At 71.6% G+C, this 24,737-nt stretch carries 21 protein-coding genes; 7 read left to right on the top strand and 14 right to left on the bottom strand.

Translation table 11 applies throughout. The features are described from left to right. Positions 1-59: 59 nt before the first annotated feature. A complete protein-coding gene (locus ACWZEH_RS13850) occupies positions 60-512 on the bottom strand; it encodes a GNAT family N-acetyltransferase (protein WP_456198529.1) in 453 nt (150 codons plus the stop codon). A gap of 250 nt (positions 513-762) precedes the next feature. On the opposite strand from ACWZEH_RS13850, the gene ACWZEH_RS13845 reads away from it, so the two are divergent. Beyond that, positions 763-1,530 (top strand): response regulator transcription factor, encoded by a 768-nt coding sequence (locus ACWZEH_RS13845; RefSeq protein ID WP_456198527.1) that lies wholly within the window; start codon positions 763-765, stop codon positions 1,528-1,530. On the opposite strand, the gene ACWZEH_RS13840 is transcribed toward ACWZEH_RS13845, so the two are convergent. The 5 genes from ACWZEH_RS13840 to ACWZEH_RS13820 form a co-directional block, all read right to left on the bottom strand. Further along, entirely contained in the window at positions 1,489-1,986 is a 498-nt protein-coding gene (locus tag ACWZEH_RS13840; RefSeq protein ID WP_456198525.1) for a MarR family winged helix-turn-helix transcriptional regulator, read from the bottom strand. The genes ACWZEH_RS13845 and ACWZEH_RS13840 overlap by 42 nt on opposite strands. 203 nt (positions 1,987-2,189) lie before the next feature. After that, on the bottom strand, positions 2,190-2,444 hold the full coding sequence (locus ACWZEH_RS13835) for a VOC family protein (protein WP_456198524.1): 255 nt from the start codon (positions 2,442-2,444) through the stop codon (positions 2,190-2,192). After that, the gene (locus tag ACWZEH_RS13830) at positions 2,441-3,616 is read right to left on the bottom strand and encodes a CaiB/BaiF CoA transferase family protein (RefSeq protein ID WP_456198523.1); all 1,176 of its coding nucleotides are present in this window, start codon (positions 3,614-3,616) and stop codon (positions 2,441-2,443) included. The genes ACWZEH_RS13835 and ACWZEH_RS13830 overlap by 4 nt, the downstream gene beginning before the upstream one ends. Positions 3,617-3,623: 7 nt before the next feature. Beyond that, on the bottom strand, positions 3,624-4,301 hold the full coding sequence (locus ACWZEH_RS13825; RefSeq protein ID WP_456198522.1) for a TetR family transcriptional regulator: 678 nt from the start codon (positions 4,299-4,301) through the stop codon (positions 3,624-3,626). Then, positions 4,298-5,335, bottom strand: a complete 1,038-nt coding sequence (locus tag ACWZEH_RS13820) for an acyl-CoA desaturase (protein ID WP_456198520.1) — start codon at positions 5,333-5,335, stop codon at positions 4,298-4,300. The genes ACWZEH_RS13825 and ACWZEH_RS13820 overlap by 4 nt, the downstream gene beginning before the upstream one ends. 293 nt (positions 5,336-5,628) lie before the next feature. On the opposite strand from ACWZEH_RS13820, the gene ppc reads away from it, so the two are divergent. Beyond that, entirely contained in the window at positions 5,629-8,370 is a 2,742-nt protein-coding gene (gene ppc, locus ACWZEH_RS13815) for a phosphoenolpyruvate carboxylase (protein WP_456198519.1), read from the top strand. A gap of 96 nt (positions 8,371-8,466) precedes the next feature. On the opposite strand, the gene ACWZEH_RS13810 is transcribed toward ppc, so the two are convergent. The 5 genes from ACWZEH_RS13810 to glmU form a co-directional block, all read right to left on the bottom strand. Continuing rightward, positions 8,467-8,961, bottom strand: a complete 495-nt coding sequence (locus ACWZEH_RS13810) for a hypothetical protein (protein WP_456198517.1) — start codon at positions 8,959-8,961, stop codon at positions 8,467-8,469. 63 nt (positions 8,962-9,024) lie between these two features. Next, positions 9,025-9,627 carry an aminoacyl-tRNA hydrolase gene (gene pth / locus ACWZEH_RS13805; RefSeq protein ID WP_456198515.1) on the bottom strand — a complete coding sequence of 201 codons (603 nt, stop codon included), beginning with the start codon at positions 9,625-9,627 and terminating at the stop codon, positions 9,025-9,027. A 133-nt stretch (positions 9,628-9,760) separates the two neighbouring features. Continuing rightward, positions 9,761-10,348, bottom strand: coding sequence for a 50S ribosomal protein L25/general stress protein Ctc (locus ACWZEH_RS13800; RefSeq protein ID WP_456198513.1), 588 nt, complete (start codon positions 10,346-10,348; stop codon positions 9,761-9,763). 240 nt (positions 10,349-10,588) lie between these two features. Further along, positions 10,589-11,569, bottom strand: a complete 981-nt coding sequence (locus ACWZEH_RS13795) for a ribose-phosphate diphosphokinase (protein WP_456198512.1) — start codon at positions 11,567-11,569, stop codon at positions 10,589-10,591. A 152-nt stretch (positions 11,570-11,721) separates the two neighbouring features. Next, positions 11,722-13,170 (bottom strand): bifunctional UDP-N-acetylglucosamine diphosphorylase/glucosamine-1-phosphate N-acetyltransferase GlmU, encoded by a 1,449-nt coding sequence (gene glmU / locus ACWZEH_RS13790; RefSeq protein WP_456198511.1) that lies wholly within the window; start codon positions 13,168-13,170, stop codon positions 11,722-11,724. A 441-nt stretch (positions 13,171-13,611) separates the two neighbouring features. On the opposite strand from glmU, the gene ACWZEH_RS13785 reads away from it, so the two are divergent. Beyond that, positions 13,612-14,940: a sensor histidine kinase gene (locus ACWZEH_RS13785; protein ID WP_456198510.1), complete on the top strand. Its 1,329-nt coding sequence runs from the start codon at positions 13,612-13,614 to the stop codon at positions 14,938-14,940. A 68-nt stretch (positions 14,941-15,008) separates the two neighbouring features. Here the strand turns inward: ACWZEH_RS13785 and ACWZEH_RS13780 are convergent, their stop codons facing one another. Both ACWZEH_RS13780 and ACWZEH_RS13775 read right to left on the bottom strand, forming a co-directional pair. Then, on the bottom strand, positions 15,009-15,542 hold the full coding sequence (locus tag ACWZEH_RS13780) for an SUKH-3 domain-containing protein (RefSeq protein ID WP_456198508.1): 534 nt from the start codon (positions 15,540-15,542) through the stop codon (positions 15,009-15,011). A 124-nt stretch (positions 15,543-15,666) separates the two neighbouring features. Then, complete coding sequence (locus tag ACWZEH_RS13775; RefSeq protein ID WP_456198506.1) at positions 15,667-16,185, bottom strand: YwqJ-related putative deaminase; 519 nt, start codon at positions 16,183-16,185, stop codon at positions 15,667-15,669. Between the two features lie 354 nt (positions 16,186-16,539). Here ACWZEH_RS13775 and ACWZEH_RS13770 point away from each other — a divergent pair, with 354 nt between their 5' ends. The 4 genes from ACWZEH_RS13770 (at position 16,540) to ACWZEH_RS13755 (ending at position 23,972) form a co-directional block, all read left to right on the top strand. Next, positions 16,540-17,526 (top strand): SMI1/KNR4 family protein, encoded by a 987-nt coding sequence (locus ACWZEH_RS13770; RefSeq protein ID WP_456198505.1) that lies wholly within the window; start codon positions 16,540-16,542, stop codon positions 17,524-17,526. Positions 17,527-17,535: 9 nt separating this feature from the next. Continuing rightward, on the top strand, positions 17,536-20,088 hold the full coding sequence (locus tag ACWZEH_RS13765) for an SUKH-4 family immunity protein (RefSeq protein WP_456198503.1): 2,553 nt from the start codon (positions 17,536-17,538) through the stop codon (positions 20,086-20,088). A 522-nt stretch (positions 20,089-20,610) separates the two neighbouring features. Next, positions 20,611-21,396 (top strand): ABC transporter ATP-binding protein, encoded by a 786-nt coding sequence (locus tag ACWZEH_RS13760; protein ID WP_456198501.1) that lies wholly within the window; start codon positions 20,611-20,613, stop codon positions 21,394-21,396. Further along, positions 21,393-23,972 (top strand): ABC transporter permease, encoded by a 2,580-nt coding sequence (locus tag ACWZEH_RS13755; RefSeq protein ID WP_456198500.1) that lies wholly within the window; start codon positions 21,393-21,395, stop codon positions 23,970-23,972. The genes ACWZEH_RS13760 and ACWZEH_RS13755 overlap by 4 nt, the downstream gene beginning before the upstream one ends. A gap of 153 nt (positions 23,973-24,125) precedes the next feature. Here the strand turns inward: ACWZEH_RS13755 and ACWZEH_RS13750 are convergent, their stop codons facing one another. Further along, complete coding sequence (locus tag ACWZEH_RS13750) at positions 24,126-24,719, bottom strand: hypothetical protein (protein ID WP_456198498.1); 594 nt, start codon at positions 24,717-24,719, stop codon at positions 24,126-24,128. Positions 24,720-24,737 lie beyond the last annotated feature (18 nt).

Here is a 24,737-nt window from a genome sequence, read left to right as displayed (position 1 = left end):
GCCCGGAGTGCCGGATGGGGGTGACCTCACCCCGGACGGGCTCCACGAGCCCCGGTCTCTCACCCCAGCCGCTTGACCAGCGTGTACTCCGTGATGCCCGGTGGGTAGTCCGGGATCACGCAGACCACCTCGTAGCCGTGGCGTCGGTAGAACTTCGGGGCCTGGAAGTCCCAGGTCTCCACGCGGGAGGAGCGGCAGCCGCGGGCCGTGGCGAGGCGTTCCGCCTCGGCGAGCAGGCGAGTGCCGAGGCCCGCTCCGCGGTGGCGTTCGTCGACCCACAGGTACGTCACGTGCAGCCAGGTCGCCCAGGTGTGGCCGACCAGGCCGCCCGCGAGGCCGCCGGCCGGGTCCAGTGCCCACACGTGCAAAGGGGAGTCGCGTTCCTGTGGGGTTCCGCGCAGCGCCCGCAGGACCGGGGACGCCGCCGTGTTGGTGTCCCGCAGCCGCCTGCGGAGCAGATCACGTCGGGCCTTGTCGACTTCTGTCTCCAGACGAAACATGCGGCTCACCATAAACGCGCAGGAGCGCAAGTTCTGCAAAGGGCCTTCCGCTCCCGGCCCCCGTCCGTACTCTGATGAGCAACGCCGGTGGGGGCCGGCGTCGTTCAGGGGGCGAGACACTCGGGTACGCGATCCGGGGCGGGGCGGCGGTGACGTGCGGCGGCGGCCGGGCGGCTTCCGGCGGCCCGGCCCGGTGCCGGTGTCGTCTTCCGACGCCAGAGGTAGTCCCCTGCTCTGCAGAGAGCACGGGGGAGGGGGTTTCGTGCAACGTATCCGAGTCCTGGTCGTCGACGACCATCGCATCTTCGCCGAGTCGCTCGCCGCGGCGCTGGCTGCCGAGCCGGACGTCGAGGTGTCCGCGGCGGGCAGCGGCCCGGCCGCACTGCGCTGCCTGGAGCGGGCGGCCGGCGAGGGGCGGCGGTTCGACGTCCTGCTCGTCGACGCCGACCTGGGGGGCGGAGTGCCGTCCGGCCCGTCCTCCGTACCGGTGCGAGCGGGTGACGAGGACGGCATCGTCGACGGGATGTCCCTGGTCACCGGGGTGCGCTCGGTCCACCCGCGGGTACGGATCGTCGTGCTCGCCGAGAAGGACGATCCGCGCCGCGCCGCGCTCGCCCTCCAGGCCGGCGCCGGCGGCTGGGTCGCCAAGGACTGCTCGCTGAGCCGGCTGCTCACTGTCGTCCGGGGCGTGCTGCGCGACGAGACGCACCTGCCGCCCGCCCTGCTCACCGGCGTGCTGCGCGAACTCACCGCCGCCCGCAAGCACCGCACCGAGAGCGAGCGGCTCGTGGAGTCCCTGACCCCGCGCGAGCGGGAGGTGCTGCGGTGCATGGTCGCGGGCCTGGGGCGCAAGGCCGTCGCCGAGCGCCTGTACCTGTCCCCGCACACCGTCCGGACGCACATGCAGAACGTGCTCGGCAAACTGGGGGTGCACTCCACCCTCGCCGCCGTCGCCCTCGCCCGGCGGGCGGGTGTCGGGCCCGTCGACCTAACCGGGGATGTTGTCGAACGGGGCGGTCAGCTGGCGTAGCAGGCCCGCCAGTTCGGCGCGTTGGGCGCGGGGGAGTTCGGCGAGGATCGCCCGCTCCTGCGCCAGCAGCCCGGCCAGCGCCTGGTCGCCGCGGTCGCGGCCCTCGTCCGTGAGGCGGACCAGGACCCCGCGCCGGTCGCTGGGGTCGGGAAGGCGCTCCACCAGACCCTTCTTGGTCAGGCGGTCGATGCGGTTGGTCATCGTGCCCGAGGTGACCAGCGTCTGCGTGAGGAGCTGCCCCGGCGAGAGCTGGTAGGGGGCGCCCGCGCGGCGCAGCGCGGTCAGGACGTCGAACTCCCAGGACTCCAGCCCGTGCTCGGCGAAGGCCAGTCTGCGGGCCCGGTCCAGGTGCCGGGCGAGCCTGCTCACCCGGCTGAGCACCTCGAGCGGTTCCACGTCGAGGTCCGGGCGCTCCCGGCGCCATGCTGCGACCAGCCGATCGACCTCGTCCTCCATGACGATCAGTGTAGTGGTTGTGTCGACGTGAAGTCTCTTGACGTCAAGTTTCTTGACGTCGGAGTGGGAGGTGCGGAGCGGCGGGTGCCCGTCAGCCCGGTTGCCGGCCGGTTGCCGATCTCCAGGAGACCCGCGCCTGCGGGCACCCGCCGGGGTCCCGGTGGGTGCGAACGTTCCTGCGGACCGGCCCCGCCGGCCTGCCGTCAGTCGACGGGGGCGACCCGGATCAGGTTGCCGTCCGGGTCCGAGACGACGAAGGTGCGCCCGAACACCTCGTCGCTCGGCTCGCTGACCACCCGGACCCCTTTCTCCGCCCACCTCGCGAACCGGCGGTCGATCGCCTCGGGTCCGTCGGGCAGCGTGAGACAGACCTCGCTGGTGCGCGGCACCGCCGGGGTCGGGCCGTCGATCTGCCCGCTCCACAGCGCGAGGACGACGCCAGGGAGGGGAGGATTCACACGACCCCGTCCGCGACGAGCGCGTCGACGGCGTCCTCGGACAGGCCCAGCTCGGTGAGGATGGAGCGGGTGTGCTCGCCCAGGGCGGGGACGGCCTCCATGCGGGGCGCGCCCCCGGTCGGGCCCGGCGGGGCCAGTGCCGGGACGGGGCCGGCCGGTGTCGGCACCTCGTGCCGGCGTCCGCGCGCGGCCAGCTGCGGGTGCTCCCACACCTCGGCGAGCGTGTTCACCCGGGCGTTGGCCACGGGCACCGCGCTCAGCAGCCTTGCCGCCTCGGTGCCGGTCAGCTCCGTGAACCGGGCCGAGATCAGCCGCCCCAACGCCTCCCGGTGCGTGTTGCGGGCCGCGTTGCCCGCGTAGTGCGGGTGGTCGGCCAGCTCCGGACGTTCCAGGAAGACCTCGCAGAACCCGCGCCACTCGCGCTCGTTCTGCACCGCCATCATGACGACCCTGCCGTCACTCGCGGTGAACGGGCCGTACGGGTAGATCGTGGCGTGGGCGGCGCCCGCCCGGGGCGGCGGCTCACCGCCGTCGAAGGCGTAGTACAGCGGGAAGCCCATCCACTCCACGGTGGCCTCCAGCATCGACACGTCCAGATGCGTGCCCTGCCCCGTCCGCCCCCGTTCCAGCAGCGCGCCGAGGACCGAGCTGTAGGCGTACATCCCGGCGGCGATGTCGGACACCGGGATGCCCGCCTTGGCCACGGAGTCCTCCGTGCCCGTGACGGACAGCAGCCCCGCCTCGGACTGCACCAGCAGGTCGTACGCCTTCAGCTCCTCGTAGGGGCCGGGGGCGCCGTAGCCGGAGATGTCGCACACGATCAGCTCCGGATGCTCCGCCCGCAGCTCCCGCGCACCGAGCCCGGCCCGGGCCGCCGCCCCCGGGGCCAGGTTCTGGAGGAAGACGTCGGCCCCCGCGATCAGGCGGCGCAGCACCTCCGCGCCCCGCGGGTCCTTGATGTCGAGGGTGAGGGACTCCTTGTTGCGGTTCACCCACACGAAGTGCGAGCTCAGACCCCGCACGCGGGTGTCGTAGGACCGGGCGAAGTCCCCCGTGCCGGGGCGTTCCACCTTGATCACCCGCGCGCCGAGGTCCGCGAGCTGACGGCTCGCGTAGGGAGCGGCGATCGCCTGTTCGAGCGAGACGACGGTGACTCCCCGGAGCGGCTGCACGAGTGCCCTAGTTCTTCCGGTGCCCGATCAGCCGGGGCTTCTGCTCCAGGCCGTCCAGGCCGTGCCAGGCCAGGTTGACCAGGTGCGCGGCCACCTCCGCCTTCTTCGGCTTGCGGACGTCCAGCCACCACTGGCCGGTCAGCGCCACCATCCCGACCAGCGCCTGCGCGTACAGCGGGGCCAGCTTCGAATCGAAGCCGCGGTTTTTGAACTCGCGGCCCAGGATGTCCTCCACCTGCGTGGCGATGTCCGAGATGAGGGAGGCGAAGGTGCCCGTCGACTGCGGGATCGGGGAGTCGCGGACCAGGATGCGGAACCCGTCCGTGTACTCCTCGATGTAGTCCAGCAGCGCGAACGCCGCCTGCTCGCACAGCTCCCGCGGATGACCCGCGGTCAGCGAACTCGTCACCATGTCCAGCAGACGCCGCATCTCGCGGTCCACCACCACCGCGTACAGGCCCTCCTTGCCGCCGAAGTGCTCGTACACCACCGGCTTGGAGACCCCGGCCTTCGCCGCGATCTCCTCCACCGACGTGCCCTCGAAGCCCTTCTCGGCGAACAGGGTGCGGCCGACCTCCAGCAACTGCTGACGGCGCTCCGCGCCGGTCATCCGGGTGCGGCGGACACGCCGCGGCCTGTCATTGCTCGGGGTGCTGCTGGAGTCGGTCGCCACGGCGACCATCATGCCGCCTCGGCAGGCTCCCGCCCCCGCCGGGAGCCGTCCTCCCCGGTGTCACGACGCGAATCGATACGCGAGCGTGACGGCCAGCGCACGTCGTACGCCCAGCCCAGCTTCTCGAACCAGCGGATCAGCCGGGCGCTCGAATCGATCTGCCCCCGCTCCACACCGTGCCGCGCGGACGTCGGATCGGCGTGATGCAGGTTGTGCCACGACTCGCCGCAGGACAGCACCGCCAGCCACCACACGTTGCCCGAACGGTCCCGCGACCTGAAGGGCCGCTTGCCCACCGCGTGGCAGATCGAGTTGATCGACCACGTCACATGGTGCAGCAACGCCACCCGGACGAGTGACCCCCAGAAGAAGCCCGTGAACGCACCCCACCAGGACATCGTCACCAGACCGCCGATCAGCGCCGGCAGCGCCAGCGACACCCCCGCCCACAGCAGGAACTGGCGGGAGATCGCGCGCAGCGTCCGGTCCCTGATCAGATCCGGCGCGTACTTGTCCTGCGGGGTCTGCTCCTCGTCGAACATCCAGCCGAGATGAGCCCACCACAGGCCCTTCATCAGCGCCGGCAGCGACTCCCCGTACCGCCACGGCGAATGCGGGTCGCCCTCCGCGTCCGAGAACTTGTGGTGCTTGCGGTGGTCCGCCACCCACCGCACCAGCGGGCCCTCCACCGCCATCGAGCCCGCCACCGCCAGCGCGATCTTGAGCGGCCGCTTCGCCTTGAACGAACCATGCGTGAAATGACGGTGGAAACCGACGGTGATGCCGTGGCAGCCGAGGAAGTAGAAGAACACCAGCAGACCGAGATCCAGCCAGCTCACCCCCCGGCCCCAGGCCAGCGGCACCGCCGCCAGCACCGCCAGGAACGGAACGATGATGAAGACCAGCAGCGCGATCTGCTCGACCGAACGCTTGCGCTCCCCGCCCAGTGTGGCGGAAGGGACGGCCGCGGAATCGGCGCCGGCTCCGGGGCCGGAGGACGGCGGCTCCTTCGAGGCTTCGTCAATGACGTCAGGACGTGAGGTCATACGTGTCCCCTGTGGGGTATGAGGGTTGGGGGTGGTGCCGGGCCACCGGAACCGAGCAGCACTTCCTACGGGACCGTAACCTACGGCATCGTAAGTATGGCAGCGCGTGGACCGGCGGCAAGAGCCCACGAGCCTGCGCTTCCCGGCCGCCACCTATCCTGGAAACCGGTCGGACAGCGCGGTCCGCTCTGATTACCTACTTCCCGGATGCCCGGCCCGTATGCGGCGCCAGCCGCCCAAAGGCGCCGTCCGGGTTCTCCAGACCAGCTTCAACACTGCAAGGAGCCGCACCTGTGAGCAGTGCCGACGACCAGGCCGTGTCCACGGCGACCACAAGCAGCGAACTGCGGGCCGACATCCGCCGACTGGGTGACCTCCTCGGAGAGACCCTCGTCCGCCAGGACGGCCCCGAACTCCTCGACCTCGTCGAGAAGGTCCGCCGACTCACCCGCGAGGACGGCGAGGCCGCAGCCGAACTGCTGCGCGGCACCGAACTCGACACCGCCGCCAAGCTGGTCCGCGCCTTCTCCACCTACTTCCACCTGGCGAACGTCACCGAGCAGGTGCACCGCGGCCGCGAACTGCGCGCCCGCCGGGCCACCGAGGGCGGACTGCTCGCCCGCACGGCCGACCGCCTCAAGGACGCCGACCCCGAGCACCTGAGCGAAACCGTGCGGCACCTCAACGTCCGCCCGGTCTTCACCGCCCACCCCACCGAGGCCGCCCGCCGCTCCGTCCTCAACAAGCTGCGCCGCATCGCCGCCCTCCTCGACACTCCCGTCATCGAGAGCGACCGGCGCCGCCTCGACATCCGCCTCGCCGAGAACATCGACCTCGTCTGGCAGACCGACGAGCTGCGCGTCGTGCGCCCCGAACCCGCCGACGAGGCCCGCAACGCCATCTACTACCTCGACGAGCTCCACGCCGGCGCCGTCGGAGACGTCCTCGAGGACCTCACCGCCGAACTCGAACGGGCCGGCGTCACGCTCCCCGACGACACCCGCCCCCTCACCTTCGGCACCTGGATCGGCGGCGACCGCGACGGCAACCCCAACGTCACCCCCCAGGTCACCTGGGACGTCCTCATCCTCCAGCACGAACACGGCATCAACGACGCCCTGGAGATGATCGACGAACTCCGCGGATTCCTCTCCAACTCCATCCGCTACGCCGGTGCCACCGAGGAACTGCTGACCTCCCTGAGGGCCGACCTCGACAACCTCCCCGAGATCAGCCCCCGCTACAAGCGCCTCAACGCCGAGGAGCCCTACCGGCTCAAGGCCACCTGCATCCGCCAGAAGCTCGAGAACACCAAGCAGCGCCTCGCCCGGGACACCCCCCACCAGGCAGGCCGCGACTACCTCGGCACCGGCGAACTCCTCGCCGACCTGCGGATCATCCAGACCTCCCTGCGCGAACACCGCGGCGGCCTCTTCGCCGACGGCCGCCTCGCCCGCACCATCCGCACCCTCGCCGCCTTCGGCCTCCAGCTCGCCACCCTCGACCTGCGCGAACACGCCGACGCCCACCACCACGCCCTCGGTCAGCTGTTCGACCGGCTCGGCGAGGAATCCTGGCGCTACACCGACATGCCCCGCGAGTACCGCACCAAGCTCCTCGCCAAGGAACTCCGCTCGCGCAGGCCCCTCGCCCCCACCCCCGCACCCGTCGACGCGGCCGGCGAGAAGACCCTCGGCGTCTTCCAGACCGCCAGGCGCGCCCTCGAGGTCTTCGGCCCCGAAGTCATCGAGTCCTACATCATCTCCATGTGCCAGGGGGCCGACGACGTCTTCGCCGCCGCCCTCCTCGCCCGGGAGGCCGGACTGGTCGACCTCCACGCCGGCTGGGCGAAGATCGGCATCGTCCCCCTCCTGGAGACGACGGACGAACTCAAGGCCGCCGACACCATCCTCGAGGACATGCTCTCCGACCCGTCCTACCGGCGCCTCGTCGCGCTGCGGGACGACGTCCAGGAGGTCATGCTCGGCTACTCCGACTCCTCCAAGTTCGGCGGCATCACCACCAGCCAGTGGGAGATCCACCGCGCCCAGCGCCGGCTGCGCGACGTCGCCCACCGCTACGGCGTGCGCCTGCGCCTCTTCCACGGCCGCGGCGGCACCGTCGGCCGCGGTGGCGGCCCCACCCACGACGCCATCCTCGCGCAGCCCTGGGGCACCCTCGAAGGCGAGATCAAGGTCACCGAACAGGGCGAGGTCATCTCCGACAAGTACCTCATCCCCGCCCTCGCCAGGGAGAACCTCGAACTCTCCGTGGCCGCCACCCTCCAGGCGTCCGCCCTGCACACCGCACCACGCCAGTCCGACGAGGCGCTCGCCCGCTGGGACGCCGCCATGGACGTCGTCTCCGACGCCGCCCACGACGCCTACCGCAAGCTCGTCGAGGACCCCGACCTCCCCGCCTACTTCTTCGCCTCCACCCCCGTCGACCAGCTCGCCGACCTCCACCTCGGCTCCCGCCCCTCCCGCAGGCCCGACTCCGGCGCCGGCCTCGACGGACTGCGCGCCATCCCCTGGGTGTTCGGCTGGACCCAGTCCCGCCAGATCGTCCCCGGCTGGTACGGCGTCGGCTCCGGCCTCAAGGCCCTGCGCGAGGCCGGCCTCGACACCGTGCTCGACGAGATGCGCGAGCAGTGGCACTTCTTCCGCAACTTCATCTCCAACGTCGAGATGACCCTCGCCAAGACCGACCTGCGCATCGCCCGGCACTACGTCGACACCCTCGTCCCCGACGAGCTGAGGCACGTCTTCGACACGATCAGGGCCGAGCACGAACTCACCGTCGCCGAAGTCCTCCGCGTCACCGGCGAGTCCGGACTCCTGGACGGCACACCGGCCCTCAAGCAGACCTTCACCATCCGCGACGCCTACCTCGACCCCATCTCCTACCTCCAGGTCGCCCTCCTCAAGCGCCAGCGCGACGCCGCCGCCGCGGGCGACCCGGCCGACCCGCTGCTCGCCCGAGCCCTGCTGCTGACCGTCAACGGTGTGGCGGCGGGCCTGCGCAACACCGGCTGACCCCGGCGACACGACACAGCCGACACGACACAGCCGACAAGGCGACACGACGGAGGTGCCCCCGGGCCGTACGGCCCGGGGGCACCTCCGTGTTCCTCACACCATCAGGAACGCCGCCGTCACCAGCGCCACCCCCGAGACCCCCATCACCCACGCCATCCGCGTCCGCAGCAACCCGCCCGCCACCACCACCGACGCCAGCATCAGCGCCCCGCCCAGCGGCACCCACGCGTGGAGGACCCCCGCGAAACCGGAACGGACCACCTCGTTCCCGTCCGGCTTCACGACGACGGTGTACGTCCGCCCCTCGGCCACGGCCGCGTTGTTCTCCAGAACGACCTCGGCCCGCGGCTGCGACCCCGGCGACGACGGCGTGTACGCCCCCGTGCAGGTCCGCTCACCGCAGGACGTCACCGCGACCGTCCCCTGCTCGCGCCCCTTCGTCAGCATCGCGTACTGCGCCGTACCCCATGACCCCCGCACACCCGCGACCAGGATCAGCACGGCGACCGCGCCCATCACCGCGAACCGGCCGAAGCGCAGCGCGGCGGACGAACCCCGGGAGCGGGAGGACGAGACGGCAGAAGGCATGGCCGAGATCTTTGGCCATGCCCTTGCGGTCGGTCAACTCCGTGCGGGGTCCGACGAGGGCCCTCAGGAGTTGTACGTACCCTGCGCCCGCTCCAGACCGTCGATCACCAGACACTCCACCGCGTCCGCCGCCCGGTCCACGAAGTAGTCCAGCTCCTTGCGCTCCGCCGACGAGAAGTCCCGCAGCACGTAGTCCGCCACCTGCATCCGCCCCGGCGGCCGGCCGATCCCGAACCGCATCCGGTGATAATCCGGACCGAACGCCTTCGTCATCGACTTCAGCCCGTTGTGGCCGTTGTCCCCGCCCCCCAGCTTCAGCCGCAGCGTCCCGTACTCGATGTCCAGCTCGTCATGGACCGCCACCACCTGCGCCACCGGCACCTTGTAGAACTCCCGCAGCGCGTTCACCGGCCCGCCCGACAGATTCATGAACGACATCGGCTTCGCCAGGATCACCCGCCGGTTCGCCGGTCCCGGCGGCCCGATCCGGCCCTCCACCACCTGCGCCTGCGCCTTCCCGGCCCGCTTGAACCGGCCCGAGATCCGCTCCGCCAGCAGATCCGCCACCATGAACCCCACGTTGTGCCGGTTCCCGGCATACTCCGGCCCCGGATTGCCCAGCCCCGCAATCAGCCAGGGGGCCGCCGCATCGGTCGTCACGTCCATGTCTCCCTCGTCCCGCTTCCGCGTCCGCGTCTCGTCCTCGGTCCCGTCCCCGTACACACGTCGGCCGCTGTCCCCGTACGGGGACAGCGGCCGACACGCAGTGAAGACCGCGTAGCGAAGACTACGAGGATGATCAGGCCTCGGCGGCCTCGTCCCCGTTGCCCTCCGCGGCCTCCTCGGCCTGCGCGGACAGGACCTGCAGCACCACGGTGTCCTCGTCCACGGCCAGCGTCGTACCGGCCGGCAGCTTCACGTCCTTGGCGAGCACCGCGTCACCGGCCGTCAGGCCCTCGATCGAGATGGTCACGCCCTCCGGGATGTGCGTCGCCTCGGTCTCGACCGGCAGCGCGGACAGGACGTGCTCCAGCAGGTTGCCGCCCGGCGCCAGCTCACCCTCGGTGTTCACGAAGATCTCGACGGTGACCTTCTCGCCGCTCTTCACCTTCAGCAGGTCGACGTGCTCCAGGAAACCCTTGATCGCGTCACGCTGCACGGCCTTCGGGATCGCCAGCTGGCTGCCCTCACCGTCGACGACCAGGTCGATCAGCACGTTCGGCGTACGCAGCGCCAGCAGCAGCTCGTGGCCCGGCAGCGTCACGTGCAGCGGCTCGAGGCCACGCTCGTACACCACGCCCGGAACCTTGCCCTCACGACGGATACGACGCGCCGCACCCTTGCCGAACTCGCGCCGCGTCTCCGCGTGCAGCTTCACCTCGGACATGCTCACCACTCCTCGAAGTCAGAAACCGTTGGGGATACCCCCTGCTCCGTGGAGCTTGGGGAAGGTCACCCGGCCACGAACGGCCTGCTACGAAGAGCGCGTCGATAACGGACCGCCGTAACCCACCCCTCACGAAGCGGTACGGCCTCCCTCGCCGAGCAACTGGAGCAGTCTACTCGGAGAGGGAGGCCGTACCCAAAACGATCAGCCGGGGCGCCGGCGGAACCCGGAGCGGACCCCTTACCGCTCGTCGAACAGGCTCGTCACCGAACCGTCCTCGAACACCTCGCGCACCGCGCTCGCGATCGTCGGCGCGATCGACAGCACCGTGATCTTGTCCAGGTCGCCACTCAGCTCACCCGGCGTCGGCAGCGTGTCCGTGAACACGAACTCACTCACCCGGGAGTTCTTCAGCCGGTCCGCCGCCGGACCCGACAGCACGCCGTGCGTCGCCGTCACGATCACGTCCTCCGCACCGTGCGCGAACAACGCGTCCGCCGCGGCGCAGATCGTGCCACCCGTGTCGATCATGTCGTCCACCAGAACGCACACGCGGCCCTTCACCTCACCGACCACCTCGTGGACCGTGACCTGGTTCGCGACGTCCTTGTCCCGCCGCTTGTGCACGATCGCCAGCGGCGCACCCAGCCGGTCGCACCAGCGGTCCGCCACCCGCACACGCCCCGCGTCCGGCGACACCACCGTCAGCTTCTCCCGGTCCACCTTCGTGCCCACGTAGTCCGCCAGCAGCGGCAGTGCGAACAGGTGGTCCACCGGGCCGTCGAAGAAGCCCTGGATCTGATCCGTGTGCAGATCCACCGTCAGCACCCGGGTCGCCCCCGCGGTCTTCATCAGATCCGCGATCAGGCGCGCCGAAATCGGTTCACGCCCACGGTGCTTCTTGTCCTGCCGCGCGTAACCGTAGAACGGCACGATGACGGTGATTGACCTCGCCGACGCACGCTTCAACGCGTCGATCATGATCAACTGCTCCATGATCCACTTGTTGATCGGCGCCGTGTGGCTCTGGATCAGGAAACAGTCCGCCCCACGGGCCGACTCCTCGTAGCGTACGTAGATCTCGCCATTGGCGAAGTCGAAGGCCCTCGTCGGCACCACCCCGACACTCAGCTGGCGGGCGACCTCCTCGGCAAGCTCGGGGTGGGCGCGGCCGGAGAAGAACATCATCTTCTTCTGGCCGGTCGTCTTGATCCCGGTCACAGCACTATCTCCTCAGAGGTGTCGCAGAAACTCGCTGCTCGACGGCGGGAGACCTCCGGGACCGCTCAGGCGGCACGCGAAGGTCATCTCACCTGATGGGGTGCGGATGTGCACTTATCACGATACGACGACTCTGGCGCACCGCTTTCCGGTCAACCCTGCTCGGCCGGTCCCCGGGCAGTCTCCTCCGCAGCCCTCGCGGCGGCGCTCCCCGGACGTTTACGAGCCACCCAGCCCTCGATATTCCGCTGCTGGCCACGGGCCACAGCCAACGAGCCGGGCGGCACGTCCTTCGTGATCACGGAGCCGGCGGCAGTGTAAGCACCGTCCCCGACCGTGACAGGTGCCACAAACATGTTGTCCGCCCCGGTCCGGCAGTGCGACCCGACCGTCGTGTGATATTTGTCCTGCCCGTCGTAATTCACGAACACGCTCGCCGCACCGATGTTCGAGAACTCGCCGATCGTCGCATCCCCCACGTACGACAGATGCGGAACCTTCGTCCCCTCGCCGATCGACGCGTTCTTCGTCTCCACGTACGTGCCGATCTTGCCCTTGCGGCCCAGCCGGGTCCCCGGACGCAGGTACGCGAACGGACCCACGGACGCCTCCGCGCCCACCTCCGCACCCGACGCCACCGTGTTGTCCACCCTCGCGCCGGCCCCCACCCGGGTATCCGTCAGCCGTGCGTTCGGACCCACCTCGCACCCCTCGGCGAGATGCGTCGCGCCGTGCAGCTGCGTCCCCGGATGCACCACCACGTCCCGCTCGAACGTCACCGTGACGTCCACCCACGTCGTGGCGGGGTCGACGACCGTGACCCCGGAGAGCATGGCGGCGGTCAGCAGCCGGTCGTTGAGAATCCGCCGCGCCTGCGACAGCTGCACCCGGTTGTTGATCCCCGCGATCTCCCGGTGGTCACCCGCCACCGACGCGCCCACCCGGTGCCCCGCCTCACGCAGAATCCCCAGCACGTCCGTCAGGTACTCCTCACCCTGACTGTTGTCCGTCCGCACCCTCTTCAGCGCATCCGACAACAACGCACCGTCGAACGCGAACACGCCCGAATTGATCTCCCGGATGGCCCGCTGCTCCTCGGACGCGTCCTTGTGCTCCACGATCGCCGTCACCGCGCCCGAGGCCGCGTCCCGCACGATCCGCCCGTACCCCGTCGCGTCCGGCACCTCGGCCGTCAGCACCGTCACCGCGTTCCCGTCCGCGGAATGCGTGGCCGACAGCCGCCGCAACGTCTCACCGGTCAGCAGCGGGGTGTCCCCGCAGACCACCACCACGGTCCCGTCCACGGAGCCGCCCAGCTCCTCCAGCCCCATCCGCACCGCATGCCCGGTGCCGTTCTGCTCCGCCTGGACGGCGGTACGGACGTCGGGGGCGGCCTCGGCGAGGTGCGCGGTCACCCGCTCGCGGGCGTGCCCCACGACGACGACCAGGTTCTCCGGCTCCAGCTCACCGGAGGCGGCCAGTACGTGACCCACCAGGGAACGGCCACAGATGTCGTGCAGGACCTTCGGGGTGGCCGACTTCATACGGGTGCCCTCACCCGCTGCGAGAACGACGACGGCTGCCGGGCGATTGGCGCTCACAAGGATGCCCTTCGGCTGTAAGGGGGAGGGGGACATCCGCAGGATACCGGGGTGGGTGTGGGGGGACATGGGTGCGGGCCCCGGCCTGGAGGTCGGGACCCGCGTGCGAGAAGCTCCCCCATCAGGATTTGAACCTGAACTTAAGGGACCAAAACCCTCAGTGCTGCCTGGTTACACCATGGGGGATGGAACTCGACGAAACCGGGCATTCGGTCGGGCTGTCGAGTCGGCACCCAACACTATGCCGTACCGGGAGCCTTCGATGCGACGGTACGGGTCGGCATCCTCGAGGACTTCGATCACGAGGCACCCGTGACGGGAGCCGCCCACGTTCCCGCGTGCCGCCTCGGAGTTGCGCCGCTCAAGTGTCACGGAATGCGGCGGGAGCCAGTCGGGGAAAGTCCCCGGAAATCCGGCACCGGGCGCCCTTAGGGTGGAGGCATGACCACGACGGGGGAAGACCATGTGACGGCCCGTGGAGGGCCGTGGTGGTGGGGCAGACGGCGTAGTGCCGTGCTGGATGTGAGCCTTGCGGTGGTGTCCGCGCTGGAGTGCGGGCTGGAGGGGATTCCGTTCGCGCGGGACGCGGGGATCCCGGTGGCCGCGGGTGTGCTGTTCGGGTTGCTGGCGGGGTCGGTGCTGGTGGTGCGGCGGCACTGGCCGATCGCCGTGGTGCTGGTGGTGATCGCCATCACGCCGGCGCAGATGGGCTTTCTGATGGGCCTGGTGGGCCTGTACACGCTGGCGGCGTCGGAGTTGCCGCGCCGGATCATCGCGTCGCTGGCGGGGATGTCGCTGGTGGGGACGTTCATCGTGACGTTGGTGCGGGTGCGGCAGGACATGGCGCGGGGGGAGTTGGACCTGGGGGACTGGTTCGTTCCGTTCGCGTCGATCACGACGTCGGTGGGGCTGACCGCGCCGCCGGTGCTGCTGGGGCTGTACGTGGGGGCGCGGCGGCGGTTGATGGAGAGCCTGCGGGAGCGTGCGGACAGTCTGGAGCGGGAGCTCCAGTTGCTGGCGGAGCGGGCCGAGGAGCGGGCCGAGTGGGCGCGTAACGAGGAGCGGACGCGGATCGCGCGGGAGATGCACGACGTGGTCGCGCATCGGGTGAGTCTGATGGTGGTGCACGCGGCGGCGTTGCAGGCGGTGGCGCGGAAGGATCCGGAGAAGGCGGTGAAGAACGCCGCGTTGGTGGGGGACATGGGCCGGCAGGCGTTGACGGAGTTGCGGGAGATGCTCGGGGTGCTGCGGTCCGGTGGGGACGGCGCGGTGCGGGGCGCGGGGGCCTCGGTGCCGTTGGCGGCGGTGGGCGCGGCGGCGGCCGCGGCGGCGTCGCGGGCGGTGGGCGAGGTGCGGCCGGGCGGGGGCGTCGGGGGCGAGGGGCCGAGTCTGTCGGAGATAGACGAGTTGGTGGGGCAGTCGGCGGCCGCGGGGATGGTGGTGGCTCTGCTGGTGGAGGGGGAGGGCCGGTCGTATGCGGGGGAGGTGGAGTCGACGGCGTACCGGGTGGTGCAGGAGGCGCTGACGAATGTGCACAAGCACGCGCCGGGGGCGAAGACGTATGTGCGGCTGGCGCATCGGGTGTCGGAGATCGCGATGCAGGTGGAGAACGAGCCGCCGCCGAAGGCGGGGTCGTCGGCGCGGTTGCCGTCGGGTGGGAACGGTCTGGTGGGGATGAAGGAGCGGGTGTCGGCGCTGGGCGGGGTGTTCGTGTCGGGACCGACGGACGCGGGGGGTTTTCGGGTGTCGGCGGTGATTCCGGCGTCGTAGGGCGGGCGGCGTCCGGGTGACCGCCGGCCGGCGAACGGCGGCTGGTGGCCGGCGGGCGTGGTGGCCGGTCAGCCTGTGGTGAGGCGGGTGGGTTCGGTGCCGGAGACGAGGGCGGTGAGGCCCTGGTCGATGTGGTGGCCGAGGTACCAGTCGCCGGTGTGGTCGAGGGCGTAGACGCGCCCTTCGGTGTCGATGGCGACGAGGGTGAGGGTGTCGGGGTCGGCGCCGACGGGACAGACGTCGGTGTGGAGTGCGCGGCCGAGGTCGCCGAGGGTGCGGGCCATGTGGAGGCCGTGGAGGGGGTCGAGATGGAGGGTGGCGGGGGCGAGTTGGCGGCCGGGGCCGGTGGGGGTGATGTGGAGTCCGCCGAACTCGGCCCAGGCCTCGACGGCGGCGGGGAAGACGGTGTGGCGGTGTCCCGCGGGTGAGGCGTGGTCGCGCAGGGTGTCGGCCCAGATTTCGGCTTGCCTGATGTCCCAGCGTCCTGGTTGCCAGCCGGCGGCGCGCAGGGCGGCGGCGACGGGGGCGGGGAAGCGGTGGGAGGTTCCCCCCGGTTCGGGTGGGGCCGGGTGGCTGGGGGAGGGGACGTGGTCGGTGCGCATCTGCCGTTCGTTCGTTCGTCGTGGTGGTGTGGTCGGTGGGGTGTGGGGACCGGCCGGGTGGTGGTGAATGGGTGTGTCAGGGGTGGGTACGGCCCGGGCGTACGGAATCACTCACCGGACGGGTTCATCCGGGGGCGACGACGCGGACGCCGAAGTGGGACGTGAGGGCGGTGCAGGCGCGGCAGGGGGCGGCGTAGCCGCCGTGGAGGGGGTCGCCGTCCTCGCGGATGTGGCGGGCGGTGAGTTTGGCGTGTTTGAGCGCTCTGCGCGCTTCGCCGTTGGTCATGGGTTTGCGCGCGGCGCGTTTGCTGCGTGCGGCGTCGGCGGCGGTGAGGTGCCGGGAGATGAGGATCGTCTCGGCGCAGCGGCCGGTGAAGCGGTCGCGTTGGCCGCTGGTGAGGGTGTCGAGGAAGTCCTGGACGAGGGGGTGCAGTTCGGGGGGTGTGTCGGCGCGGGCGGCGGTGCCGGTGAGGGTGGCGCCGCGGATGGAGAGGGCGGCGGCGATGGTGGGCAGGATGCCGTCGCGGCGGTGGAGGAGGAGGGGGGTGCGGGCGGCGTCGGTGCTGCTCCAGCCGATGCGGGGATCGCCGCTGCGCGGGTCGGCGGGGTGTCCTGCCGGTGCCCCTGTTTGAGTCATGTTCATGATCGCCTTCCCCTCCCGTGCATCCCCCGGAAGCTCACAGAGTGCCAAATGGCGTGGCTGATGGGGAAGCTGGGGCGGGGCGACACGCCCAGGTTTGGGCGAGCTGTCACGGGAGGGTGACGTTTGGTCACGGAAGGAGACGGGTGGGCGGCCGGTGCCCGGTGACCGGTGCCGTCGTACCGCATAGGCTGTTGGTGTCGCGATTCCTGCGGTGATCCGTGCGGACGGCGCGCGGGGCGCCGGCGGGAGTGGCGGCGGCAAGCAGTCGAGACAGACGTGACAGTCGAATACGCTCCGTGACGACGCGATGGTGGTCGGTGCGGGTCGTACAGAGTGCCGCAGGGGGCAACCGCCATGACGACAGGTCGGCTCGGACAGAGAGCCGTGCCGCCGAATGCGGCCTACGCCGGACAGGTCGTGCACTTTCCGGATCCGGTGCGGGCGGCCCGTCACCCGAGAGGGGTACGGGTGGACGAGCGTGGTTACCCCGATTTCTCGCCGTACGCGCGTGCGGCGGCGGAGATCGCGGAGCCGCCGGAGGGTTTCGGCGTCGACGAGCTGCGGCTGACGGACTACGTGTCGGCGAACGCGGTGCTGGCGGCGACCGGTCATGAGCTGTGGGACACGGTGCCCGCGGTGGCGACGCCGCACGGCTGGACGTGGCATCACGCGGTGGCGTCGAGGCGGCTGGAGCTGGTGCCGGTCGAGGTGAAGGCGCTGCTGCGGCACCACGGTGGTGTGGTGACGTCGGGCGTGGACCAGGAGAAGCGGGGCACGCGGCCGTTGCAGGAGACGCGTCCGGCGCATTTCCGGCTGCCGAAGTCGGGGCTCGCGGTGACCGAGGCGCAGGTGCTGAACGTCGAGGAGGATCTCGGCTACCGGCTGCCCGGCGCGTACCGGTCGTTCCTGAAGGCGGCGGGCGGTTGCGCGCCGGTGGGCACGGCGCTGGACGCCGAACTGGGCCTGCTCGTCGACCAGCCGTTCTTCACGGTGCGGGACGAGGCCGCGGTCAACGACCTGGTGTACATCAACAAGTGTCTGCGTGATCACCTGACCAAGGACTATCTGGCCGTCGGTTTCGTCCAGGGAGGCCTGCTGGCGGTGAAGGTGCGGGGCGACCGGGCGGGTTCGGTGTGGTTCTGCGCCTACGACGACGCGCGGGACGTGGATCCGTCGTGGCCGCCGGCGGAGCGGGTGGAGCGGCTGCTGCTGCCGTGCGGGGACGACTTCGACGCGTTCCTGGCCCGTCTGGCGGGGTCGCCGCCGGAGCTGGAGACGGTGGCGAATCTGATGGTGGACGGCGGCTTCGCGCAGGTCGTTCCGGTTGCTGCGGGGGAGTGAGGTCCGGCGATGGTGACGTTCGCGCAGGCGCAGGAGCGTGCGGAGGAGTGGGTCAACGGGGAGGTGCCGTCGTATCAGCACCGTGAGGTGCGGGTGCGGGAGTTCGGCCTCGGGTTCGTGGTGTGGGCGGAGGACCGCGAGGACGGGCCGCGTTCGGACGGCGGTGGTCAGCGGCTGGTGATCGCCCGGGACAGCGGTGAGGCGACGCTGTGGCCCGCGCTGGCGGTGGGCGAGGTGATCCGCCGGTACGAGGAGGAGTACGCCCGTACGGACGAGGTGGACGGGCCGGCGCCGGCTGCTCCGGCGCGGGTGGATCTGAACCAGACGTCGTTCCTGCTGAGTCCGCCGGAGTGGTTGCAGGAGGCGGCGGACCGGCTGGGGATTCCGGACCGGCGGGGGGAGACGTCGGGCGGTTCGACGGGTACGGCCGGTGCGGCGGCCGGGTCCGGTGCTGCGCTGCCGGGTGCGCCGGCGGCGCCCGGCAGTGGTGCCGCCTGGCCCGCCGCCGGCGGGGGCGACTCCCCGGCGGGGGCCGGTGCGAACACTCCGGCCGGGGCGACGCCGTGGGCCGGTACGGACACGAACGCCGACGCCGGTGAGGACGGTTCGGTGCCGCTGCCGGTCACCGTGTTCGCGCCGCCGCTGAGCCAGTCCGACGACGACACGCCGCCGCCCCCGGCGTCGGACGCCCCTACGGCGCTGATGTCGGGGGGCAGCCGGCTGCCGCCGACGGCGCTGACGCCGGCGTTGCAGGACGCGGACGCGCAGACTCCGCCAAATGCGGGGACACCGGCACCGGGTGCGCCGGCACCGGGTGCGCCGGCACCGGGTGCGCCGGCGCGGAACGCCGAGGACATCGCCGACGCCGCGACCAGCAAGGCGGCGCCCCCGCGCCGCCCCGCGGGCCCGCCGCCGCCTCCGCCGGCCGCCCCGGGGACGCCTGGCGCGCGGCCGGGGGGTACGCCGCCTCCGCCGTCACCCCCCTCGGGTGCCGGCGCGCCGGGTGGCCCGGCGGGCGGGTACGTGCCGACGCAGATGGTGTCGTCCCTGGGGTCCAACGGCCTCGGCGGTTTCGACAGCCGGGGAGGGCCGGCGGGCCCGGGAGGTTCGACGGGCGGTCCGCAGCCGTCCGGGGCCTCGACGCCTCCGCCCGGCGCCCCGCCTGCCCCGTCTGCCCCCCCTGCCCCGGGTACGCCGCCCGGCGGTGTCCATCACGCCGTGACGATGTTCGCCGACCCCGGCCGGCCGGGTGCCGGTACGCCCCCGCCCCCCGGCCCACCCGGTGTGCCCGGTGCTCCGGGCGCCCCCGGCGCGCCGCAGCCTCCCGGTGCTCCGGGAGTTCCGGGCGCCGCGGCGGGCGGGCGTGGCCCCGTGCATCACGCGGAGACCGTGCTGTCGGGGCCCCCGGTCGGTGGGCCCGGTACGCCTCCGCCGCCGCCGGCCCCCGGCGGCCCGGGTGTGCCGCCGCCTCCCGCCCCGCCGGGGATGCCCGGTGGGATGCCGCCCGGGGTGCCGGGTGCGGTGCCGCCGGGTGTGCCCGGGCCCGGCCGGCCGCCGGCGTACGGCTATCCGCCGCAGCCGGTCGGGCAGCCGACGGTCGGTCCCGGCTACCAGGCCGTGCTGCGCTACCGCGCGCAGGACGGTTCCGAGCAGCAGCTGATCCGGCGTTCGGCGCCGGGCACGCCGCATCCGGAGTGGCAGATCTTCCACGAGCTGCGGGCGATGAACGTGCCGCCGGATCAGGTGCTGGAGCTGCACACGGAGTTGGAGTCGTGCGAGCTGCCGGGCGCGTACTGCGCGCGGATGATCCGGGAGCAGTGGCCGCAGGCGCGGATCACGAACATCGCGCCGTACGGCACGGATCATGCGAGCCGGCAGCAGGGCATGCAGCAACTGCTCGTTCATCAGGGTGAGTTGCACCAGGTTGCGGACGGGCCCGCCCGGCCGGCACCGGTGCGCGCGCCGCTGACACCGGTGCAGCCGGCGCCGCCGCTTCCGCCGGAGGCCATCGGGCAGGAGCTGGCTGGGGTGTTCGGGCCGGGGGTGTTCCGGTTCGAGCAGCAGGCGGTGTCCCGGCAGGGTGTGCCGCCGGTGGTGGCGCACACGCTGGTGGTGGCCGGGCTTCCGCTGGACATGGGCCCGTTCTTCTGGGCGCAGGCCCAGCCGGGCCGTCCGGTGCCGACGCTGGCGGAGCTGGCCGCGGAGCGGGGTGTGCGGCCGGCGTCGGACGCGGGCTCGTACCTCGTCATGGGCAGCGACTTCGGCAAGGCGGTCTGTGTCCAGTACGGCACGGCGAACATCGTCGCGGTGCCGGTGGAGGCGGGGCCGGGCGGTGCGCCCGTACCGCCGCAGTTCGTGAACACGGGGCTGCCGGAGTTCGCGCGCTGTCTGGCGTTGCTGGGGCGGATGTGGCGGCTGCGGTTCGGGCTGAACCAGGAGCAGGCGGGCCGTTGGACCGTCGACTTCCAGACGCAGTTGGCGGCGCTGGATCCCGCGGCGCTCGGTTCGCCGGAGAGCTGGTGGTCGGTGCTGCTGGAGCAGATGTGGGACGGGCTGCTCTGAGCCACCGTTCCCGTCCCCGCCGCCGAGGCGGAGGACGAGGACAGAGGCCGGGTCCGGCCGGATACTCGTATCCGGCCGGACCCGGCCTCTGTCCGTGTCTCCCGGCCCCGCGGCCGCTTCTCCCGCCCCCGTTCGCCGGCCCGGTACTTGACCCTGACGTGGCGTGAGGGTGGAGGCTGGCCGGGACCTCAGGAGGAGGTACCCCGAGAAGCGCTCCGCCTGCCGGTGGAGAGCCCCTAGGGGTACCTCCGTACTACGGCTCGGGGAGGGCTCGTACCGGCGGAGGACGAGACGGGGCGGGACCGGTCCTTAATCTGGCTTTACGCCGCTGGGGGGCGGCGAGCACACCACCGGGGGTGGGGTTTTCCCCAGAGGAAGACTGCGCCGGGCACCAGGGCGCTTCGACTCCCCCGCCGCCAGACTGAATCACGTCGAACGAACACGCACGGAGCGGCCGTCGGGCATGACGGCGGTCGCGCGGGCACCGCTTTCCCACTTGCCGACCGATATAGGAGACTTACCGTGACATCGGCTGTGACCATTCCCAAGCACGGAACTGGTGGGCGTACGGCCGTTGCCGCGCGGGCACGGCAGGTCGTGAAGGCGTACGGGTCCGGGGAGACCCGCGTCGTCGCCCTGGACCACGTGGACGTGGACATCGCCCGCGGCCGGTTCACCGCGATCATGGGCCCGTCGGGGTCCGGCAAGTCCACGCTGATGCACTGCCTGGCCGGGCTCGACACGGTGACCAGCGGGCAGATCCACCTGGACGAGACGGAGATCACCGGGCTGAAGGACAAGAAGCTGACGCGGTTGCGCCGGGACCGGATCGGGTTCATCTTCCAGGCGTTCAACCTGCTGCCGACGCTGAACGCGATCGAGAACATCACGCTTCCCATGGACATCGCCGGCCGCAAGCCGGACCAGCCGTGGCTGGACCGGGTGGTGGAGACCGTCGGACTGTCCGACCGGCTGAAGCACCGGCCCACTCAGCTCTCCGGCGGGCAGCAGCAGCGGGTGGCGGTGGCGCGGGCCCTGGCGGCCCGGCCGGAGATCATCTTCGGTGACGAGCCGACCGGAAACCTCGACTCGCGCGCGGGTGCCGAGGTCCTCGGCTTCCTGCGCCGCTCGGTCGACGACCTGGGCCAGACCATCGTGATGGTCACGCACGACCCGGTCGCCGCCTCCTACGCGGACCGGGTGCTGTATCTCGCGGACGGCCGCATAGTCGACGAGATGCACAAGCCGACGGCCGAGCAGGTCCTGGACCGCATGAAGGACTTCGACGCCCGGGGGCGTACGTCATGACTGTGCTGAAGACCTCGATGCGCAACTTCCTCGCGCACAAGGGGCGGATGGCGCTGTCGGCGGTGGCGGTGCTGCTGTCGGTGGCGTTCGTGTCCGGGACACTGGTGTTCACGGACACGATGTCGACGACGTTCGACAAGCTGTTCGCGGCCACGGCGTCGGACGTCACGGTCAGCGCCAAGGACGCCTCCGACGGCGGCGAGACCACCTCCGACACCGGCAAGCCGCCGGTCATCGCCGAGTCCGTGCTCGCCCGGGTGCGGGACGTGGACGGGGTGAAGTCGGCCGAGGGGGCGTTGCACTCCACCGCGCTGACCGTCGTCGACGGCGACAGGGAGAGCCTCTCGCCCACCAGCGGCGGCCCGACCATCGTCGGCAACTGGACCGCCAACGACGCCCGCACCATGAAGATCACCTCCGGTGCGGCGCCCGAGGGCCCCGGCCAGGTCATGGTGGACGCCGACACCGCCGACAAGCACGGCCTGGAGCTCGGTGACGAGATCAGTGTCATCAACGTGGTCGGCACGCACACCGCGAAGATCTCCGGCATCACCGACTTCACCGTCACCAACCCCGGTGCCGCGATCTTCTTCCTGGACACGAAGACCGCCCAGCAGGTCCTGATCGGTGAGAGCGGTGTCTTCACCAACGTCAACGCCACGGCCGCCGACGGAGTCAGCCACGACCGGCTGAAGAAGGACGTCGTGGCCGCTCTGGGCGGCGACTACAAGGTGCTGACCGCCAAGGAGAGCGTCGAGGCAGGCCAGCAGGACGTCGAGGGCTTCATGAGCGTCATGAAGTACGCGATGCTCGGCTTCGCCGGGATCGCGTTCCTCGTCGGCATCTTCCTGATCATCAACACGTTCTCCATGCTGGTCGCCCAGCGCACCCGGGAGATCGGCCTGATGCGGGCCATCGGCTCCTCCCGCAAGCAGGTCAACCGCTCGGTGCTGATCGAGGCGCTGCTTCTCGGCGTCGCCGGGTCGGTGCTCGGGGTGGCCGCGGGCGTCGGGCTCGCGGTCGGGCTGATGAAGCTCATGGGCGCGGTCGGCATGGAGCTGTCCACCGACGACCTCACGGTCGCCTGGACGACCCCGGTTGTCGGCCTGCTCCTCGGTGTCGTCGTCACCGTCCTGGCCGCATACCTGCCCGCGCGGCGGGCCGGGAAGATCTCCCCGATGGCCGCGCTGCGTGACGCGGGTGCCCCCGCGGACGCCAGGGCCGGCTGGATCCGGGGCGGCATCGGCACCCTCCTGACCGCGGTCGGCGCGCTCGCGCTGTACCTCGCCTCGGCGGCGGACAAGGCCGCCGAGGGCTCGATGTGGCTGGGCCTGGGTGTGGTGCTCTCGCTGATCGGGTTCGTGCTCATCGGCCCGCTGCTCGCCGGCGGTGTGGTCCGGGTGCTGGGCGTCGTCGTGCTGCGGGTCTTCGGCCCCGTGGGGCGGATGGCCGAGCGCAACGCCCTGCGCAACCCGCGCCGCACCGGCGCCACCGGTGCCGCGCTGATGATCGGGCTGGCCCTGGTGGCGTGCCTGTCGGTGGTCGGCTCGTCCATGGTGGCCTCCGCCACCGACGAGCTCGACAAGACCGTCGGCACGGACTTCATCATCCAGTCCGACAGCGGCCAGCTGCTCACCCCGCAGGCGGTGAAGGCGGTGCAGGAGACCCCGGAGCTGGAGCGCGTCACCGAGTACAAGTGGACCGAGGCGGACTTCACCACGCCCGACGGCAGGACGCTCGAGGACACGGCGATCACGGCGGCCGACCCGACGTACGCCACCGACCTGCGGGTCGAGACGGTGGAGGGGAAGCTCTCCGACGCCTACCGGCCCGACTCGATGTCCGTCCACGAGAAGTTCGCCGAGGACCACGGCATCGGCCTCGGCTCGACGATCGACGTCGCGTTCAGGGACGGGGAGACCGGCACGCTGACCGTCCGGGCGATCACCAGCAACGAGGCCGTGGTCGACGCGGGTGCGATGTACACGTCGATCGACACCCTCGCGAAGTACGTCCCGGCCGACCGGATGCCGCTGGACACGCTGCTCTTCGCCACGGCGAAGGAGGGACAGCAGGAGGCCGCGTACACGGCGCTGAAGGACTCGCTGCACGACTACCCGCAGTACACCGTGCGCGACCAGACCGACTACAAGGAAGCGCTCAAGGACCAGGTCGGCCAGCTGCTGAACATGATCTACGGCCTGCTGGCCCTGGCGATCGTCGTCGCGATCCTGGGCGTGGTGAACACCCTGGCCCTGTCGGTGGTCGAGCGGACGAGGGAGATCGGCCTGATGCGGGCCATCGGCCTCTCACGCCGCCAGCTGCGCCGCATGATCCGCCTGGAGTCGGTCGTCATCGCCCTCTTCGGTGCCCTGCTGGGCCTGGGGCTCGGCATGGGCTGGGGCGCCACCGCCCAGCAGCTCCTCGCGCTGGAGGGCCTGAAGGTCCTCGAGATCCCGTGGCCGACGATCATCGGTGTGTTCATCGGCTCGGCGTTCGTGGGACTGTTCGCGGCCCTGGTCCCGGCGTTCCGGGCGGGCCGGATGAACGTCCTGAACGCGATCGCCACGGAGTAGCCGCGATCGCGACCGGCCACCGCACACGGGGGTTGCGGGGGAACGTCCGGCGCCGGGGAGCCCAGGAGGGCCGCCGGCGCCGGACGGCTTCGCGCGTGCGGGGGCCGAGGGCGGCCGGAGCCCACGTGGCGGCGACGGCGTCGGGCCCTGGCCCTACGCGCCGGCGCACGCCTCAGGCGCGGTGGCCGCCCCGCCCGTGCCGGCGGGGAAGCAGGAGGGATTGAACGTCTCCCGTACGAAGACCAGCGGCCCGTCCGCGTCGCACATCACATACGTCTTCGACGCGCAGGTCTCGTCCGGTGCCTCGGGCCAGGCGGCACGGCCGACGTGGAGCAGTCGCCGCTCCAGCCGTCTGCCCCGGCCGGCCAGCGCGTACCCCAGGGGCCGCGGGGCCAGCATCGCCGCGTCCACGTCCGCGTCGCGGCCCGCCGCGGCGACCACGACGTTGGCGGAGACGGGCACACCGGCGGGCGTGACCAGCCGGGTCCGGCGCAGCAGGCACGGCCGGCCCGCCTCGAGCCCCAGCGCCACCCGGGAGGCGGAGTCGTCGAGGGCGTGCGCGGACAGCCGGGCGGTGTGGGTGATCCGGACGTGCAGGGGCGCCTTCACCACCGCTTCGAGCAGGACGGTCGTCAGGCCGTCGCTCGCCAGGAGCATGCGCGTGCGGGCCGAGGCGAACTCGGCGATGCGCCGGTCGAGACCGGGCGCGGGGCCGGGGGGCGGAGCGTAAGGAGGAGCTGTGGTCATCTGATACGCGGCCTGCTT

The organism is Streptomyces yamdrokensis (genome assembly GCF_053890455.1).
The sequence above is the reverse complement of the archived record's forward strand: the minus strand, read 5'-3'. Positions and strand labels throughout refer to the sequence as shown.